The sequence below is a fragment of the Jeotgalicoccus aerolatus genome, assembly GCF_014635205.1.
GTDB classification, from domain to species: Bacteria; Bacillota; Bacilli; order Staphylococcales; family Salinicoccaceae; genus Jeotgalicoccus; species Jeotgalicoccus aerolatus.
Genome location: NZ_BMCN01000002.1, coordinates 114,564 through 129,759, shown reverse-complemented (window position 1 = coordinate 129,759; position 15,196 = coordinate 114,564). Strand labels below are relative to the sequence as shown.

Here is a 15,196-nt window from a genome sequence, read left to right as displayed (position 1 = left end):
TTTTCACCTTCCGTTATTCATCGATTTTGATTTTGCCGTTTTCTATTTCAAACAGCTGCATATCATCCATAATCCGGTGGTTGATATCGCTGATTGACGTCGTCGTAACGAATGTCTGTACACGATTTCTGATAGATGTTAGTAAATGTGCCTGTCTGACTTCATCGAGTTCGCTGAGAACATCGTCCAGAAGAAGTACTGGATATTCACCGACTTCTTCATGAATTAATTCGAGTTCCGCAAGTTTTACCGACAGTGCAGTCGAGCGCTGCTGGCCTTGGGAACCGTATGTTTGAACGTCAAAATCATTAATCGTAAAACCGATATCATCCCGATGCGGCCCGACTAGTGACGTGCCGCGTTCGATTTCTTTACTTAAGTTTTCTGCTAATAGAGCGGTGATCTCTTCTTTCAATGCTTTCGGTTCACTGCTCTGATATTTAATATTAGGCTTGTAAATGACTTTCAGCGTTTCCCTGCCATTTGAAATATCTCCATGAATTTTAGACGCGTGACGCTCAATTGCTGAGATAAACTGTTCGCGTTTTAAAATAATTAAACTTGCATGCTCTGCAAGCTGTTCGTTTAGAACTTCGATCATAATTGAATCGACATTTCTGGATTTTAAATACTGATTTTTCTGGGCAAGGACTTTGTTGTAGCTGGACAGCTGGTTCAAATATATTTTTGATATTTGACCGCACTCCATATTGATAAATTTCCGTCTGACCTGAGGAGAACCTTTAACGATATTCAAATCTTCAGGTGCAAAAAGTACGGTATTTAAATGACCGATATACTGAGACAGCTTTGCCGACTCGAGATGGTTCACTTTAGCCCGCTTGCCGCTTTTTGACACGCTGATCGACAGCGGCAGCGTACTATTTTGAGTCGTGATAGAGCCGTTAATATAAGCCTCTTCACTGTCGAATTGAATCAGTTCCTTATCTTTAGAAGTCCTGTGACTTTTAGCCAGAGATAAAAAGTATATTGCCTCGAGCAGGTTGGTTTTACCTTGAGCATTATGCCCGATAAAAATATTCAGTTTAGGATGAAATGATAAAGATAATGAATCGTAATTCCTAAAATTAGTCAGTTTAATATCGTTAAGTATCATTGCACCGGAATCTTAAATTTATATTCGCCGACATCTTTAATGATCAGCTCATCACCGTCGTACAGTTTTTTGCCGCGGCGGTTTTCGGCTTCACCGTTTAAGAACACTTCATGTTCGCTTAAGAACCATTTCGCTTCGCCGCCGGTGCCGATAATATTTTTATATTTTAAAAATTTACCGAGTGTTATCATGCCATCCAAATGAATCGTTTCCATAGACATAACCTCCTATTACATACTCATTCATTATACTACATTTTTCATATATTTTCATTATTTAAGGGCAAATAAAGCGATTAGAGCGATTTATGGGTAAAAAGGCTTTTACCTACCGATAAACAAAAAAAGAGACCAGAGGCCCGTTTTTTATCAAAAAAAGGCATGGTCTCAAATATTAGTTTGAAGTTTAATATGTTCTGATCGGTAAAATCAGCTGAACGACTTCTGAAGACTCGCTCGGTGTAATAGTGAATGGTCTCATCGTACCGAAGAATTCGATAGTCACTTCTTCATCCTGGATCGCACGGAGCGCTTCCATCATGTATTTTGAGTTGAATGAAATCTTAATTCCTTCACCTTCAACAGCTGATGCATTAATGTCTTCGTTTACTGTTCCGACTTCCGGAGAGTTCGATGTCAATTCGACTTTGCTGTTTTCCACAGTCATGCGGATTACATTGTTGCCGCCTTCACGTGCCAGCAGTGACACACGGTCGATTGCATGGTAGAACTCTGAATTGTTTACACTCACTTTAGTTTCGTAGTTTTCAGGGAACAAACGGGATGTATCCGGATAATTTCCTTCAAGCAGACGGGAGATAAAGCGCATATTGCCGTAAGTAAAGAGCACCTGGTTTTGAGACAGGTTAATTTCAACATCTTCTTCAGAATCCGTTAAAATCTTGCTGAGTTCGGATAGTGATTTACCTGGAATAATTGCATTTGAAAGATCAGTATTGAATGATTTATCCAATAATTTTCTTAAAGCCAGACGGTGAGAGTCTGTTGCTGTAAATGAAATATTGTCTTCGTTAAAATTCCAGTTTACACCTGTTAACACCGGACGGGTTTCAGATAGTGATACTGCAAAGTTTGTCTGGTTAATAATCGTTTTTAAAACAGCAGATGACAGTACCAGGCTGTCTGCATTATTAACTTCAGGCAGCAGCGGATACTGATTAGAATCATTACCGCTTAAGTTAAATTCTGATTTTCCTGCGGTGATTTTAGTCTGGAAGTTATCAGCTGTTTCTAAATCTACAAAATCACCGGAAAGTTTTTTAATAATATCGACGAAGAAACGGCCAGTTAAAACGACTGATCCAGGTTCTTCAATTTCGAGAATTTCTTCGTTATCAATTTCAGTTGGAATTGTAATTTCAATAGATATTTCTGAGTCGCTGCCAGTAAGTACCATTTGATCATCTGAGACATCGATTTTTATCCCGCTTAAAATTGGTAAAGTTGTTCTTGGTGAAATAGCTTTTAAACAATGATTTAACTGTTCGATAAAATATTGTCTTTTAATACTGATTTTCATAAGTACGTACTCCTTATTAATAGATATATAGTATATAAAATAATAGTAATAATAGTAGGTCCTGTGGATATGTGGAAAACTGGGCTGAAGCCATACTCATAAAGTTATCCACATGTGCACAAAGTGTTGACTACAGTGTAACATTTATCCACAGTATTCACATTATTTTTTAATTCAGCTTTTTCTCGATTTCCTTCAGTTCATCTCTGAACAATTCGTCTTCCGACACGAGTTTTGATATTTTCTCGTGTGCGTGAATCACTGTAGTGTGATCCCGGCCGCCGAATACTTCACCGATCTTAGGCAGCGAGTTATCCGTCAGCTCACGCGACAAGTACATTGCAACGTGTCTCGGAAAGGCGATGGATTTCGTCCGCTTCTTAGATGCGAGTTCATCGATATGAATACCGTAATATTCGCTGACAGCTTCTTGAATATCCTGAATCGTCATGCGTTTTGATTTCGTCGCTACGACTAAGTCTTTTAAGGCTTCGGAGACCACTTCCGGTGTCATCGGCTGGTTGGAAATTTTGGCATAGGCGGCAACGCGCGTTAATGCACCTTCCAGTTCACGAATATTGGTGTGAATGTGGTTCGCAATATAGATCATTGCTTCGTTTGGAATCTCTACATTTTCTTCTTCGCATTTTTTACGCAGTATCGCAATTCTTGTTTCTAAATCGGGCGGTGTAACGTCCGTCATTAGACCCCATTCAAAACGCGAGCGCAGGCGGTCTTCGAGCGTTGGAATTTCTTTTGGTGTCCGGTCGCTCGAGATAACGATCTGCTTGCCGTTTTCATGCAGGGAGTTGAAAGTATGGAAGAATTCTTCCTGGGTCGACTCTTTACCGGCAAGAAATTGAATATCATCAATTAACAGTACATCGACATTGCGGTACTTGTTACGGAACTGTTCTGTTTTGTTATCTCGAATTGAGTTGATAAATTCATTAGTAAATTTTTCACTCGATAAATAAACGACTTTAGCGTTCGGACGGTGTTCAAGCACGTAGTTGCCAATCGCATGCATCAAGTGGGTTTTGCCGAGCCCGACGCCGCCGTATATAAAGAGCGGGTTATAGGCTTTGGCCGGAGCTTCTGCAACAGCGAGTGAAGCGGCATGAGAGAAGCGGTTGCCGTTGCCGATAACGAACGTATCAAATGTATGCTGTTCATTTAGAGCATGTTTCACTGGTATATTCATTTGAACATTATCGGATTTTTCAGCTGACTTTTCCTCGGCAGCATGAGTCTCGTCCAGCTGTTCGCCTTCAAAGACGATTTTAACTGAGACATTTTCGCCGATCGCACTGTAGATGCTCGTTTCAATTAAAGTTAAATATTTTTCGGATAACCAGCCTTTTTGGAATTCATTATCCGCTTTTACGACAGCACTGCTGCTGTTTAAATCGATCAGTTTTGTATCTTTGAACCAGGTTTGAAAACTGACGGTGGGAATGTTTTCACTGATATTTTCCAGCACATTTTCCCAAATACTATTTAAACTGCTCATAAAATATTCCTTTCTTATTCACAAATAACAGCCTGTGGATAACTGATTTGCACAGGTGTAGAAAATTTACCCACAGGTTATGCACATTTTGTGGATAACTATAATCTATTCCTGACTTATCCACAACGATATGCCTTGAATTATAACTAATTTTATCTTGTATATCAATAGTTTTAAGAGTTATGCACAGAATTAACAGTTTTCCACAAAATCTTTGTCTACAGCATGTGAAACTGTGGGAAAACCGATTTTTAAGCTGTTGATAACTCATCTGCCTCTTAAAGTTATCCACATTTTATTATGAATCCATGAATCATTCATAGAAGGAATCTTAAATAAAAAGTTGAAAAGACTGCGTGTTTTTGGTATTCTTTAGTAGTTGCAATTCTAAGAGAAGATAAAAGACAGAGATATATATTTAAACGGAGGTGTAATTAATGGTAAAACGTACCTATCAGCCAAATAAACGTAAACGTGCAAAAGTACACGGTTTCCGTGAGAGAATGAGTACTAAAAACGGCCGCAAAGTGCTTGCCCGTCGTAGAAGAAAAGGAAGAAAAGTTCTTTCTGCATAACACTTAGATCATCTGACGAAGATGATCTTTTTTTTTGCGCCAATGTCGGATGTTTTATAAAACAGGTGCTTTTTAGTATAATAATTAATCATAGATATGAAAGAGCGTAATAATGATGAAAAAGCGATATAGAATTAAAAAAGAAAAAGATTTTAAACTCATTTTTAAACGAGGTAAATCGTTTGCCAACAGGCAGTTTGTTGTCTATTTGAAAGACAATGCTGAAGTCCCTCACTTGAGACTTGGCATCAGCGTATCTAAACGTCTCGGCAATGCGGTAAAAAGAAATCAGATCAAACGGCGCATCCGCGCTTTTTATCAGCTTCATAAAACAGAATTGAAACCGCGCGAGTATGTGGTTATCGCAAGAAATCCCGTCAAAGATATGGACTATCATGAGATGGAGAAATCATTATTGCATGTCTTAAGAATCGCAAAATGTATTAAATAATACGGAGGTAGTATTATGTACAGAATTTATACTGAAAAGACAGTAGATGATGCAGTTGCCAAAGGTTTGAATGAGCTTGGTGTCACAGAAGATGATATTAAGATTGAAGTGACTGACAGCGGCAGCAGCGGTTTTTTAGGATTCGGCAAACGCGATGCAGAAGTGAAATTGACGGTGATCAACCCCGAACTGAAAACGTATGGTTCTATCGAAGCATTAATAGAAGAGAAGAATCAGGCAGCAAGTCCGAAAACAGCGACAGAGGATATAACAAGTGAAACTGAAGAAGCTGTTCAGCCTGAAATTCCTGAGGAAGACGTTCCTGAAGAAGAAAGTGTCGAAATATCTGTTGATGAAGTGCGTACTGACGACGAAGAAATGATTAACGAATCGCCGATCAACAGTGCAGCTGAAGAAACGGCACAGTATGTTTCCAGAATCGTGCATGAAATGAATATTCCGAATGAGACAGTGACCAGCATTAAAGATAATCAGGTGACAATTGAATTTCATGCAGAACTTGCAGCGAAAATTATCGGCAAACGCGGACAGACTTTGAATGCGCTGCAAGAGCTGGCGCAAAATTATTTTAATACGATATATAAGAGCTATGGCTCAGTATTTTTAGATGTGGAAGATTACCGTGCGAAACGCCGGGAAACACTGGAGAATCTTGCAGTTAACATGTCGAAAAAAGCATTGCGGACCGAAGAACCGGTAAAAATGGAGCCGATGCCGTCGTTTGAACGTAAAATCATGCATCATGTGCTCAGCAGAATGAAGGATATAGAAACGTATTCCGAAGGACGGGAACCGAATCGCCGCGTTGTGATTATTAAGAAATAAAGGAGTTTTTAAAATGCAATTTGAAACGATATCAAGCATCTCCACACCGGTTGGTGAAGGAGCGATTGCAATCGTTCGTTTATCAGGTGAAGATGCGATTGAAATTGCAGACCGTCTGTATAAAGGAGCGAAAAAGTTAGCTGAAACAGATTCGCACACCATTAATTACGGACACATTGTCGATCCGAAGTCAGGTGAAACGGTGGAAGAAGTGATGGTGGCTTTAATGCGTGCACCGAAGACCTACACGAGAGAAGATATTGTAGAGATTAATTGCCACGGCGGTATTCATACAGTCAACCGTGTGCTGCAGCTGACATTAAACAACGGTGCCAGAATGGCAGAACCCGGTGAATTTACGAAACGCGCCTTTTTAAATGGACGGGTGGACTTGTCACAGGCTGAAGCGGTGATGGATTTTATCCGTGCGAAAACAAACGAAGCATCAAAAGTTGCCAACCAGCAAGTGCAGGGGCGCTTAAAAACATATATTGAATCATTGCGTCAGAGTATTTTAAATATACTGGCTCAAGTCGAAGTGAATATCGATTATCCGGAATACGATGACGTCGAAGAAGCGACGACAGCTTTACTGCTGACAGAGGCTAAATCAGTCCTTCAGGATATTGAGGCATTATTAAAATCAAGTACTGAAGGCCGTATTTTACGCGAAGGTCTGAGCACGGTCATCGTCGGTAAGCCGAACGTCGGCAAAAGTTCGCTGTTAAATTATCTGATTCAGGATAATAAGGCGATTGTCACTGATGTTGCCGGTACTACGCGCGACATTTTAGAAGAATATGTCAACGTCAACGGCATCCCGTTAAAACTTGTCGATACGGCAGGGATCAGAGAAACGGATGATATCGTAGAAAAAATCGGTGTAGAACGTTCAAGAGAGGCGCTGAAAGGTGCAGAACTGATTTTATATGTGATGAACAACAATGATGAATTAACACCTGAAGATATAGAGCTGTTAAACTCAGCAGATGATAAAAAAGTAATCGGTATTGTGAATAAGCTCGATCTTGATAATAAACTGGATATTAAATATCTGGAAGAGCATTTTAAAATACCGTTGATTAAAACGTCCATTATTAATGACCAGGGTGTCGATGCACTCGAAAATGAAATTCAAAAAATGTTTTTCGACGGCAGCCTGTCATCGACGGATTCGACTTATGTATCGAATAACCGTCATATCAATTTACTCGAGCAGGCAAAAACATCTATCGAAGATGCCATTTCTTCAGCGGAAATGGATGTCCCGGTAGATATTGTCCAAATTGATCTCATTAAAACTTGGGAGCTGCTCGGTGAAGTTATCGGTGAAGATGTATCGGAACAATTAATAGATAAACTCTTTAGTCAATTCTGTCTAGGGAAGTAAATACAGGAGGTTAAATAATGACCGGCAATATTAAATATGATGTCATCGTTATCGGCGCAGGTCACGCTGGTGTCGAAGCGGGACTTGCAGCGAGCCGCAAAGGATTAAAAACGCTAATGCTGACAATCAATCTGGATAACATTGCATTTATGCCGTGTAATCCTTCTGTCGGAGGACCGGCAAAAGGAATCGTCGTACGTGAAATAGATGCACTCGGCGGCCAAATGGCAAAAGTGATAGACAAAACTCACATCCAGATGCGGATGCTTAACACAGGTAAAGGACCAGCAGTCCGTGCACTGCGTGCACAGGCAGATAAAGTGCTTTACCAGCAGGAAATGAAATCAGTACTTGAAGATGAACCGAATTTAGATATTCTTCAGGGGCTGGTTGACGAAATTATTATTGAAGACGATGTCGTTCGCGGTGTTAAAACGAATATCGGTTCTGTCTACGATGCGGATGCTGTCATTATTACGACAGGGACATTTTTACGCGGAGAAATTATTCTCGGCGATCTTAAATATTCAAGTGGACCGAATCATCAGATTCCATCGCTTGCACTGGCAGATCAGCTGAAGGATTTAGGCTTTGAAATTATCCGTTTCAAAACTGGAACACCGCCGCGCGTCAATGCAGATTCTATCGATTATACGAAAACTGAAATTCAGCCCGGCGACGATGTTCCTCGCGCTTTCAGCTTCGATACGACAGAATTTATTATGGACCAGCTGCCATGCTGGCTGACTTATACGTCGCAGGATACACACGAAATTATTACGGCAAATCTTCATTTATCAGCGATGTATTCAGGTGTCGTCCAAGGTACGGGTCCGAGATATTGTCCATCAATTGAAGACAAAATCGTTCGTTTTAACGATAAACCCCGCCACCAGATTTTCTTAGAGCCGGAAGGCCGCAATACAAAAGAAGTCTATGTGCAGGGGCTATCGACAAGTATGCCGGAAAACGTACAGCGTGAAATGGTAACGAGCATACCCGGACTTGAAAATGCACGCATGATGCGTGCAGGCTATGCCATCGAGTACGATGCACTGGTACCGACTCAGCTGTGGCCGACACTGGAAACTAAAAAAATTAAAAATCTTTACACTGCTGGACAAATTAACGGTACGAGCGGTTATGAAGAAGCGGCAGGACAAGGGTTAATCGCAGGCATTAACGCTGCGAATAATTTACTTGGTGAAGAAGAACTGATTCTAAGCCGTACAGATGCTTATATAGGTGTTTTAATCGATGATCTGGTGACTAAAGGTACAAATGAACCTTACCGTCTCTTAACGTCCCGTGCGGAACACAGATTGCTGCTCCGTCACGATAATGCAGATCTTCGTCTGACTGAAATCGGCCATGAGCAGAAACTGATCAGCGATGAGCGTTTTGAACGATTCAACCAGAAAAAAGCAAATATTGAAGCGGAACTGGACCGCCTGAACACAGTACGTATTAAACCGAATGAACATACTCAAAAAATCGTTGCAGAACGCGGCGGTACAGCCTTAAAAGACGGTATACTGGCAGCTGATCTGCTGAGACGTCCAGAAATGGATTATACCTCTATTATGGAAATTCTCGGCGAAGAGATTACGCTGAAGCAGGATGAGTATGAGCAGGCTGAAGTTCAAATTAAATACGATGGTTATATTAAAAAATCATTACAGCAAGTCGATAAGATGAAGCGTATGGAAGATAAGAAAATTCCTGAAAACATCGATTACGATGCAGTGAATTCTATCGCGACAGAAGCGCGCATGAAACTAAAAGAAGTGAAGCCGCTGAACATCGCACAGGCATCCCGTATTTCCGGAGTAAATCCTGCGGATATTTCCATTCTCTTAGTCTATATCGAACAAGGTAGTGTGAAAAGGGTAGGATCATGAACGAAACAGAATTTATAAATGCACTGAAAGAAAAAGGAATTGAGCTGACTGTTGATCAGATTGGACAATTCAAACTTTATTACACTAAGCTTGTCGAGTGGAATGAAAAAATTAACCTGACTGCAGTAACCGAACTCGAAGAAGTGTATTTGAAACACTTTTACGACTCGATTACACCGCTGTTCTATGCTGACATTGAAGAGAATGCAAGTCTCTGCGATGTCGGTGCAGGTGCAGGATTTCCGAGTATTCCAATGAAAATTATCCGTCCGGATTTAAAAATTACAATCGTTGATTCACTGAATAAACGTATTAACTTTTTAAATGAATTAACGGCTGTGCTTGGATTAACTAAAATTCATCTGGTACACGACAGAGCAGAGACGTTTGGCCAGCATCAGGCGAGACATATGTTTGATGTCGTCACAGCACGTGCCGTTGCCCAGCTGAATGTCTTATCGGAACTGTGCTTGCCGCTCGTTCGTACAGGGGGACAGTTTATCGTTATGAAAGGTAAAAAAGCACAGGAAGAGCTCGATGAAAGTAAATTTGCTCTCGAGCTGCTTGGCGGAAAACTGTCAGAAGTTCATAAGCTGTCATTGCCGCAGGAAGACAGTGACCGTTATATTATGATGATCGATAAAATACGTAAGACACCTAAGAAGTATCCGCGTAAACCGGGTACGCCTAACAAATCCCCATTAAAATAAAAGGGTGGTGGAATGTGTGAAAAAGCCATTTTCAAAATTATTTAATCTAATAGATAAAAGTGAAACGCGTTCTGATGACGACTCTTTAGTCACTGTACCCGTAGAGCACATCGTGCCGAACCAGTATCAGCCGCGGACAGTATTTAATCATCAGCGTATTGAGGAACTCGCACATTCCATCAAAGCGCACGGACTGCTGCAGCCGATTACACTGCGTCCGATTGAAGAAGGCATGTATGAAATTATTGCCGGTGAGCGCAGATTCAGAGCGTTGAAACATTTAGGATATGAAGATACCCAGGCCATTGTTAAATATTTAACCGATCAGGAGTCTGCAGCCATTGCACTGATCGAAAATATACAGCGGGAGAATTTATCCAGTATCGAAGAGGCAAGAGCGTACAAGCAGCTGCTGCAGATGGATGATATTACGCAAAAAAATCTTGCTGAAAGCATCGGGAAAAGCCAATCGTTTATCGCTAATAAATTAAGGCTTTTAAAATTATCTAACGACGTTATAACGGCGCTCGAAAACGATGATATTACTGAAAGACACGCGCGGGCACTGCTTATACTGGATAACGATACCCAATGCGACGTGCTGAAAAATATCGTTAAGGATAACTTGACCGTTAAAGAGACTGAGCTCGCTGTAAAGAACCGGCAGAAGGTTCGGATGGAGCAGATTAATTTTAATGACGATGTGACCTTCATGCTGAATGACTTTGAGCGGGATCTTAAAAAACTTCGGGACAAAGGCATAGAAGTAAAAATGGAATCATCGGAAACCGATGATATGCACGAAGTAACGATACGTATATATAAATAGTGCCCGTACTTTTGTACGGGTGCTTTTTTAACTTACAAACAGTACGCTTCTTGTTATAATTGAACTGTATTTTAACTATGCAAAGTCGGTGAAGCGCGGTGGAAATTGTAGAACTGCCAATTAAAGAAATACGCAAAAACCCATATCAGCCGAGGCAGACTTTCGATGAGGATAAACTGGAAGATTTAAAACACAGTATTCTAACTCACGGTGTTATGCAGCCGATTACTGTCAGAAAGGCAGTTAAAGGCTACACACTGGTCGCTGGTGAACGGAGACTGAGGGCGAGCAAGAAAGCAGGGCTCGCTGCAATTCCTGCCATCATTACCGATATGTCTGATAAGGAAATGATGGAGCTTGCGATTATAGAAAATCTGCAGCGTGAAGATTTAAGTGCGCTGGAGGAAGCGGAGAGTTATAAACAGCTGATGAATACAGCGGGTCTGACTCAGGATGGGCTGTCTCAGCGTCTCGGTAAATCAAGATCGTATATTGCTAATATGCTCCGTCTGTTAAACTTGCCGGCAGCTGTTAAATCTGCAATGAATCAGGACAAGTTGAGCAGTGCGCATGGGCGGACACTATTATCCTTAAGAGATCCTGTACTGATGGAGCAGGTGGCCAGTGAGGCGATTGCTAAACATATGAGTGTGCGGGCGCTTGAAGCCTATGTGAAGACTTTCGATAAGAAGAAAAAAATTAGAAAAACGAGTAAAAAGCTTAAATTTTTACAGGGCTACGAAAATCAGCTGAAAGAACATTACGGTACAAATGTAGAAATAAAAAAAGTGAAAAATAAAGGATTGATACAGCTGGAGTTTACATCGGAAGAAGAATTCAAAAGAATTTTGGCGATGCTTCAGAAAAAATAAAGAAAGAGGCTTGGATGTATGAAGTTTTTAACTCTATTTAACACAGCAAATACAGAAGAACCGCTTGACCTGACATTTTTCGAGGAGATCTATCAGGAACTGACTTCTCCTGAGCTATGGATCAATATCGGGACGAGCGTCCTTGTATCAGTTATTCTGTTAATCGCAGGTTATATTCTGACAAAAATAGCCAACCGCTTAATAGATAATTTCTTTAAATATAAATCAAAATCCCGTCTGAAAGGTTCGGATAAACGTAATCAGACGCTGATTAATGTACTGCAGAACGGGGTCACGATATTTATCTGGTTCTTCGTTGTCGTGGCAGTGCTTGAATCATTCAATATTCCGGTTGCTACACTGTTAGCCGGGGCCGGTGTTGTCGGTCTGGCTATAGGTTTTGGTGCACAGAGCTTAGTGAAAGATATGATCACCGGATTCTTTATCATCTTGGAAAATCAATTTGATAAAGGTGATTTTGTCAGAGTCAATACATCGGGGACTACTGTTGCAGAAGGTGAAATGTTATCATTAGGATTGCGTTCATCACGCATTCAGGGTTACGAAGGCGAATTGTACATGATTCCAAACGGTACGATTAACGAAGTGGTTAACTTTTCACGTTATAATTCAATCGCATTTTTAGATATGAATTTCTCTATTCAGGAAGATCTGGATCAAGTGGAATCAACGATCGATAAGTATTTTGAAAATCATTGGCGTGAAGAAGAAGTGCTGGTAGAGCAGCCGGCAATACTCGGTGTTCAGGATATCCAGCAGGGTGAAGCGACGATCCGCATTATGCTGACCGCTCAGCCGATGGAACACTTCGGTGCAGCCAGAAGAACGCGTAAACGCTTGAAACAGTACTTAGAATCTCAAGGTGTATTTGTATCTGTACCAACGATGGATATTAGTGATTTCGATCAAACAGATGCCGAGGTGTAAGTGATGACGGAAAAGAGATATGATTTAAATAACATTGTTGAAATGAAAAAACCGCACCCCTGCGGAACGAACAATTTTCAAATTGTCCGGATGGGTGCGGATATAAAAATCAGATGTACGAATTGCGACCGGACGATAATGATGCCGCGCCGCGACTTTGATAAACGTCTCAAAAAAGTAATTTTAAACTAAAGGAGCAACTAAAATGTCTTTAACTGCAGGAATAGTCGGTTTGCCGAACGTCGGTAAATCAACACTTTTTAACGCAATAACAAAAGCGGGTGCACTTGCTGCCAACTACCCTTTCGCAACAATCGATCCAAACGTCGGAATCGTAGAAGTGCCGGATGAGAGATTAAATATCCTGACACAAATGGTCGAACCGAAAAAAACTGTGCCGACAGCATTTGAATTTACGGATATTGCAGGAATTGTAAAGGGTGCATCTAAAGGCGAGGGACTCGGTAACAAATTCCTGGCAAACATCCGTGAAGTGGATGCAATCTGTCAGGTTGTCCGTGCATTCAATGACGAGAATGTCACTCACGTTTCAGGTAAAGTCGATCCCCTTGATGACATTGAAGTCATCAATATGGAATTAATTTTTGCCGATCTTGAAAGTGTCGACAAGCGTTTGCCGAAAGTAGAAAAAATGGCGAAACAAAAAGATAAAGATGCCATGGCTGAAGCGAAAATTTTAACGAAAATCAAAGAAGGTTTGGAAGCTGGAAAACCTGTGCGTTCACTCGATTTTTCAGAAGAAGAAATTAAATCGGTCAAACACTTCCACCTGCTGACTCAAAAACCGGCCTTATATGTGGCGAACGTTTCCGAGGATGACTTATCATCACTAGAAGACAACGCGCATTTAGCAGCAATTAAAAAATATGCTGAAGAAGAAGGATCTGAAGTTATCGTTATTTCTGCAAAAGTTGAAGAAGAAATCGCAGTGCTAGATGACGATGAAAAAGAAATGTTCTTAGAGGAACTGGGCTTGGAAGAATCCGGCCTCGACAAACTTGTCAGAGCATCTTACGATTTGCTCGGTCTGGCGACTTACTTCACTGCAGGTGTGCAGGAAGTCAGAGCATGGACATTTAAAAAAGGGATGACTGCTCCGGAATGTGCGGGAATTATTCATACCGACTTCCAAAAAGGATTTATCCGTGCGGAAACAGTCGGCTACGACGATCTCGTCGAAGCCGGCAGTGAAGCGAAAGCAAAAGAAGCAGGGAAAGTCCGTCTGGAAGGTAAAGAATACATTATGAAAGACGGCGACGTTGTTCACTTCAGATTTAACGTATAAATACTAAATAATGCGGAATCCCTACTTCGGGATTTCGTATTTTTTTGACCTGCTTAAAAAATTTAAAAGTTAAATATCGCGAATCTATTGTAAAATGCCGTTTTTATTGCTATAATACCTGATTGTGAGTAATGAAAATTATTCCTTGCTGAAAGCGAGTGTTTTCGGCCGCAAAGACCATAAGGAGGTGCAGAAGATGAGATCATATGAAATTTTATATGTTATCCGTCCGGATATTGAAGAAGAAGCTAAATCAGCGTTAGTTAAACGTTTTGATGAAATTCTTACTAACAATGGTGCGGAAATCGTCGAATCTAAAGAGTGGGGTAAACGCCGTCTGGCTTACGAAATCGAAGATTTCAAAGATGGATACTACCAAATCATCAAGTTTAACGGTGACAGTGCCGCGTCTGATGAATTTGACCGCTTAGCGAAGATCAACAATGACATTATCCGTCATATCGTTGTTCGTGACGAACAAGCTGAAGAAAAAAAATAAGTTAAATATTGAGTGGAGTTGATTACATGCTAAACCGTGTAGTTTTAGTTGGTCGCTTAACAAGAGACCCTGAACTTAGAGTCAGTCAAAACAATGTTGCTGTCGCTACTTTTAACTTAGCTGTAAACCGTCCTTTCACTAGCCAGAATGGTGAGAGAGGCGCTGATTTTATCAACTGTGTCGTTTTCCGCAAACAGGCAGAAAACGTTAACCAGTACGTTAAAAAAGGCAGCTTAGTGGGTATTGATGGCAGAATTCAAACTCGTAACTACGAGAATAAAGACGGGCAAAGAGTATATGTAACTGAAGTTGTGTGTGAAAGCGTTCAGTTCTTAGAGCCTAAAGGCAGCGGTAATCAATCTCAAAGCAATAATGATTATAACTCTGCTGACTCTTATCAAAATGCGTACGGCGGCAACCAGTCAACTGGCCGCAGCCAGCAGCGTCAAGATAATAACGCAGAGGAAAATCCTTTTGCTAACTCTAAAGGTCCAGTAGACATCAGTGATGATGATCTACCATTCTAAATAAAATATAACAATCCAAACTTTGTTATCGTGTGTTTTATTAATGTGTGTGAAATGTGTGTGAAAACCTGAGATACTGTATCTCAGGTTTTTATTTTTAAAGAGAATCATAAATACATAAGCAATTTTTATCGTTTTTATAATTATATTTAGGTGTCGTTTTCGATTTATAG

The 15,196-nt window shown here is 40.6% G+C and carries 17 protein-coding genes; 13 read left to right on the top strand and 4 right to left on the bottom strand.

Annotation, left to right across the window (positions count from 1 at the left end; genetic code table 11):
• Nucleotides 1-13: 13 nt before the first annotated feature.
• From recF to dnaA, 4 genes are all read right to left on the bottom strand, one after another.
• A complete protein-coding gene (gene recF, locus IEU81_RS06835; protein WP_092597494.1) occupies nucleotides 14-1,117 on the bottom strand; it encodes a DNA replication/repair protein RecF in 1,104 nt (367 codons plus the stop codon).
• Entirely contained in the window at nucleotides 1,114-1,332 is a 219-nt protein-coding gene (locus IEU81_RS06830; protein ID WP_231957201.1) for an RNA-binding S4 domain-containing protein, read from the bottom strand. Before IEU81_RS06830 ends, recF begins: the two co-directional genes overlap by 4 nt.
• 190 nt (nucleotides 1,333-1,522) lie before the next feature.
• The gene (dnaN, locus tag IEU81_RS06825) at nucleotides 1,523-2,656 is read right to left on the bottom strand and encodes a DNA polymerase III subunit beta (protein WP_092597500.1); all 1,134 of its coding nucleotides are present in this window, start codon (nucleotides 2,654-2,656) and stop codon (nucleotides 1,523-1,525) included.
• A 169-nt stretch (nucleotides 2,657-2,825) separates the two neighbouring features.
• Nucleotides 2,826-4,169, bottom strand: coding sequence for a chromosomal replication initiator protein DnaA (dnaA, locus tag IEU81_RS06820; protein ID WP_092597503.1), 1,344 nt, complete (start codon nucleotides 4,167-4,169; stop codon nucleotides 2,826-2,828).
• A gap of 437 nt (nucleotides 4,170-4,606) precedes the next feature.
• Here dnaA and rpmH point away from each other — a divergent pair, with 437 nt between their 5' ends.
• The 13 genes from rpmH (at nucleotide 4,607) to ssb (ending at nucleotide 15,023) form a co-directional block, all read left to right on the top strand.
• Complete coding sequence (gene rpmH, locus IEU81_RS06815; RefSeq protein WP_026859410.1) at nucleotides 4,607-4,744, top strand: 50S ribosomal protein L34; 138 nt, start codon at nucleotides 4,607-4,609, stop codon at nucleotides 4,742-4,744.
• 115 nt (nucleotides 4,745-4,859) lie between these two features.
• Nucleotides 4,860-5,195 carry a ribonuclease P protein component gene (gene rnpA, locus IEU81_RS06810; RefSeq protein ID WP_176760627.1) on the top strand — a complete coding sequence of 112 codons (336 nt, stop codon included), beginning with the start codon at nucleotides 4,860-4,862 and terminating at the stop codon, nucleotides 5,193-5,195.
• Between the two features lie 15 nt (nucleotides 5,196-5,210).
• A complete protein-coding gene (gene jag / locus IEU81_RS06805; protein ID WP_186089597.1) occupies nucleotides 5,211-6,041 on the top strand; it encodes an RNA-binding cell elongation regulator Jag/EloR in 831 nt (276 codons plus the stop codon).
• Nucleotides 6,042-6,054: 13 nt separating this feature from the next.
• Nucleotides 6,055-7,431, top strand: coding sequence for a tRNA uridine-5-carboxymethylaminomethyl(34) synthesis GTPase MnmE (gene mnmE / locus IEU81_RS06800; RefSeq protein ID WP_186089599.1), 1,377 nt, complete (start codon nucleotides 6,055-6,057; stop codon nucleotides 7,429-7,431).
• A gap of 17 nt (nucleotides 7,432-7,448) precedes the next feature.
• Entirely contained in the window at nucleotides 7,449-9,332 is a 1,884-nt protein-coding gene (mnmG, locus tag IEU81_RS06795) for a tRNA uridine-5-carboxymethylaminomethyl(34) synthesis enzyme MnmG (protein WP_092597515.1), read from the top strand.
• Complete coding sequence (gene rsmG / locus IEU81_RS06790) at nucleotides 9,329-10,042, top strand: 16S rRNA (guanine(527)-N(7))-methyltransferase RsmG (RefSeq protein ID WP_092597518.1); 714 nt, start codon at nucleotides 9,329-9,331, stop codon at nucleotides 10,040-10,042. Before mnmG ends, rsmG begins: the two co-directional genes overlap by 4 nt.
• 16 nt (nucleotides 10,043-10,058) lie before the next feature.
• Nucleotides 10,059-10,871 carry a ParB/RepB/Spo0J family partition protein gene (locus tag IEU81_RS06785; protein WP_186089600.1) on the top strand — a complete coding sequence of 271 codons (813 nt, stop codon included), beginning with the start codon at nucleotides 10,059-10,061 and terminating at the stop codon, nucleotides 10,869-10,871.
• A 98-nt stretch (nucleotides 10,872-10,969) separates the two neighbouring features.
• Nucleotides 10,970-11,743, top strand: coding sequence for a ParB/RepB/Spo0J family partition protein (locus tag IEU81_RS06780; protein WP_092597524.1), 774 nt, complete (start codon nucleotides 10,970-10,972; stop codon nucleotides 11,741-11,743).
• A gap of 18 nt (nucleotides 11,744-11,761) precedes the next feature.
• Nucleotides 11,762-12,691, top strand: a complete 930-nt coding sequence (locus IEU81_RS06775) for a mechanosensitive ion channel family protein (protein ID WP_186089602.1) — start codon at nucleotides 11,762-11,764, stop codon at nucleotides 12,689-12,691.
• 3 nt (nucleotides 12,692-12,694) lie between these two features.
• Entirely contained in the window at nucleotides 12,695-12,883 is a 189-nt protein-coding gene (locus IEU81_RS06770; RefSeq protein ID WP_092597530.1) for a DUF951 domain-containing protein, read from the top strand.
• Nucleotides 12,884-12,896: 13 nt separating this feature from the next.
• Entirely contained in the window at nucleotides 12,897-13,997 is a 1,101-nt protein-coding gene (gene ychF / locus IEU81_RS06765) for a redox-regulated ATPase YchF (protein WP_092597533.1), read from the top strand.
• 196 nt (nucleotides 13,998-14,193) lie between these two features.
• Nucleotides 14,194-14,496 (top strand): 30S ribosomal protein S6, encoded by a 303-nt coding sequence (gene rpsF / locus IEU81_RS06760; RefSeq protein ID WP_092597536.1) that lies wholly within the window; start codon nucleotides 14,194-14,196, stop codon nucleotides 14,494-14,496.
• A gap of 26 nt (nucleotides 14,497-14,522) precedes the next feature.
• Nucleotides 14,523-15,023: a single-stranded DNA-binding protein gene (ssb, locus tag IEU81_RS06755; protein ID WP_092597539.1), complete on the top strand. Its 501-nt coding sequence runs from the start codon at nucleotides 14,523-14,525 to the stop codon at nucleotides 15,021-15,023.
• The last annotated feature ends 173 nt before the right edge of the window (nucleotides 15,024-15,196 follow it).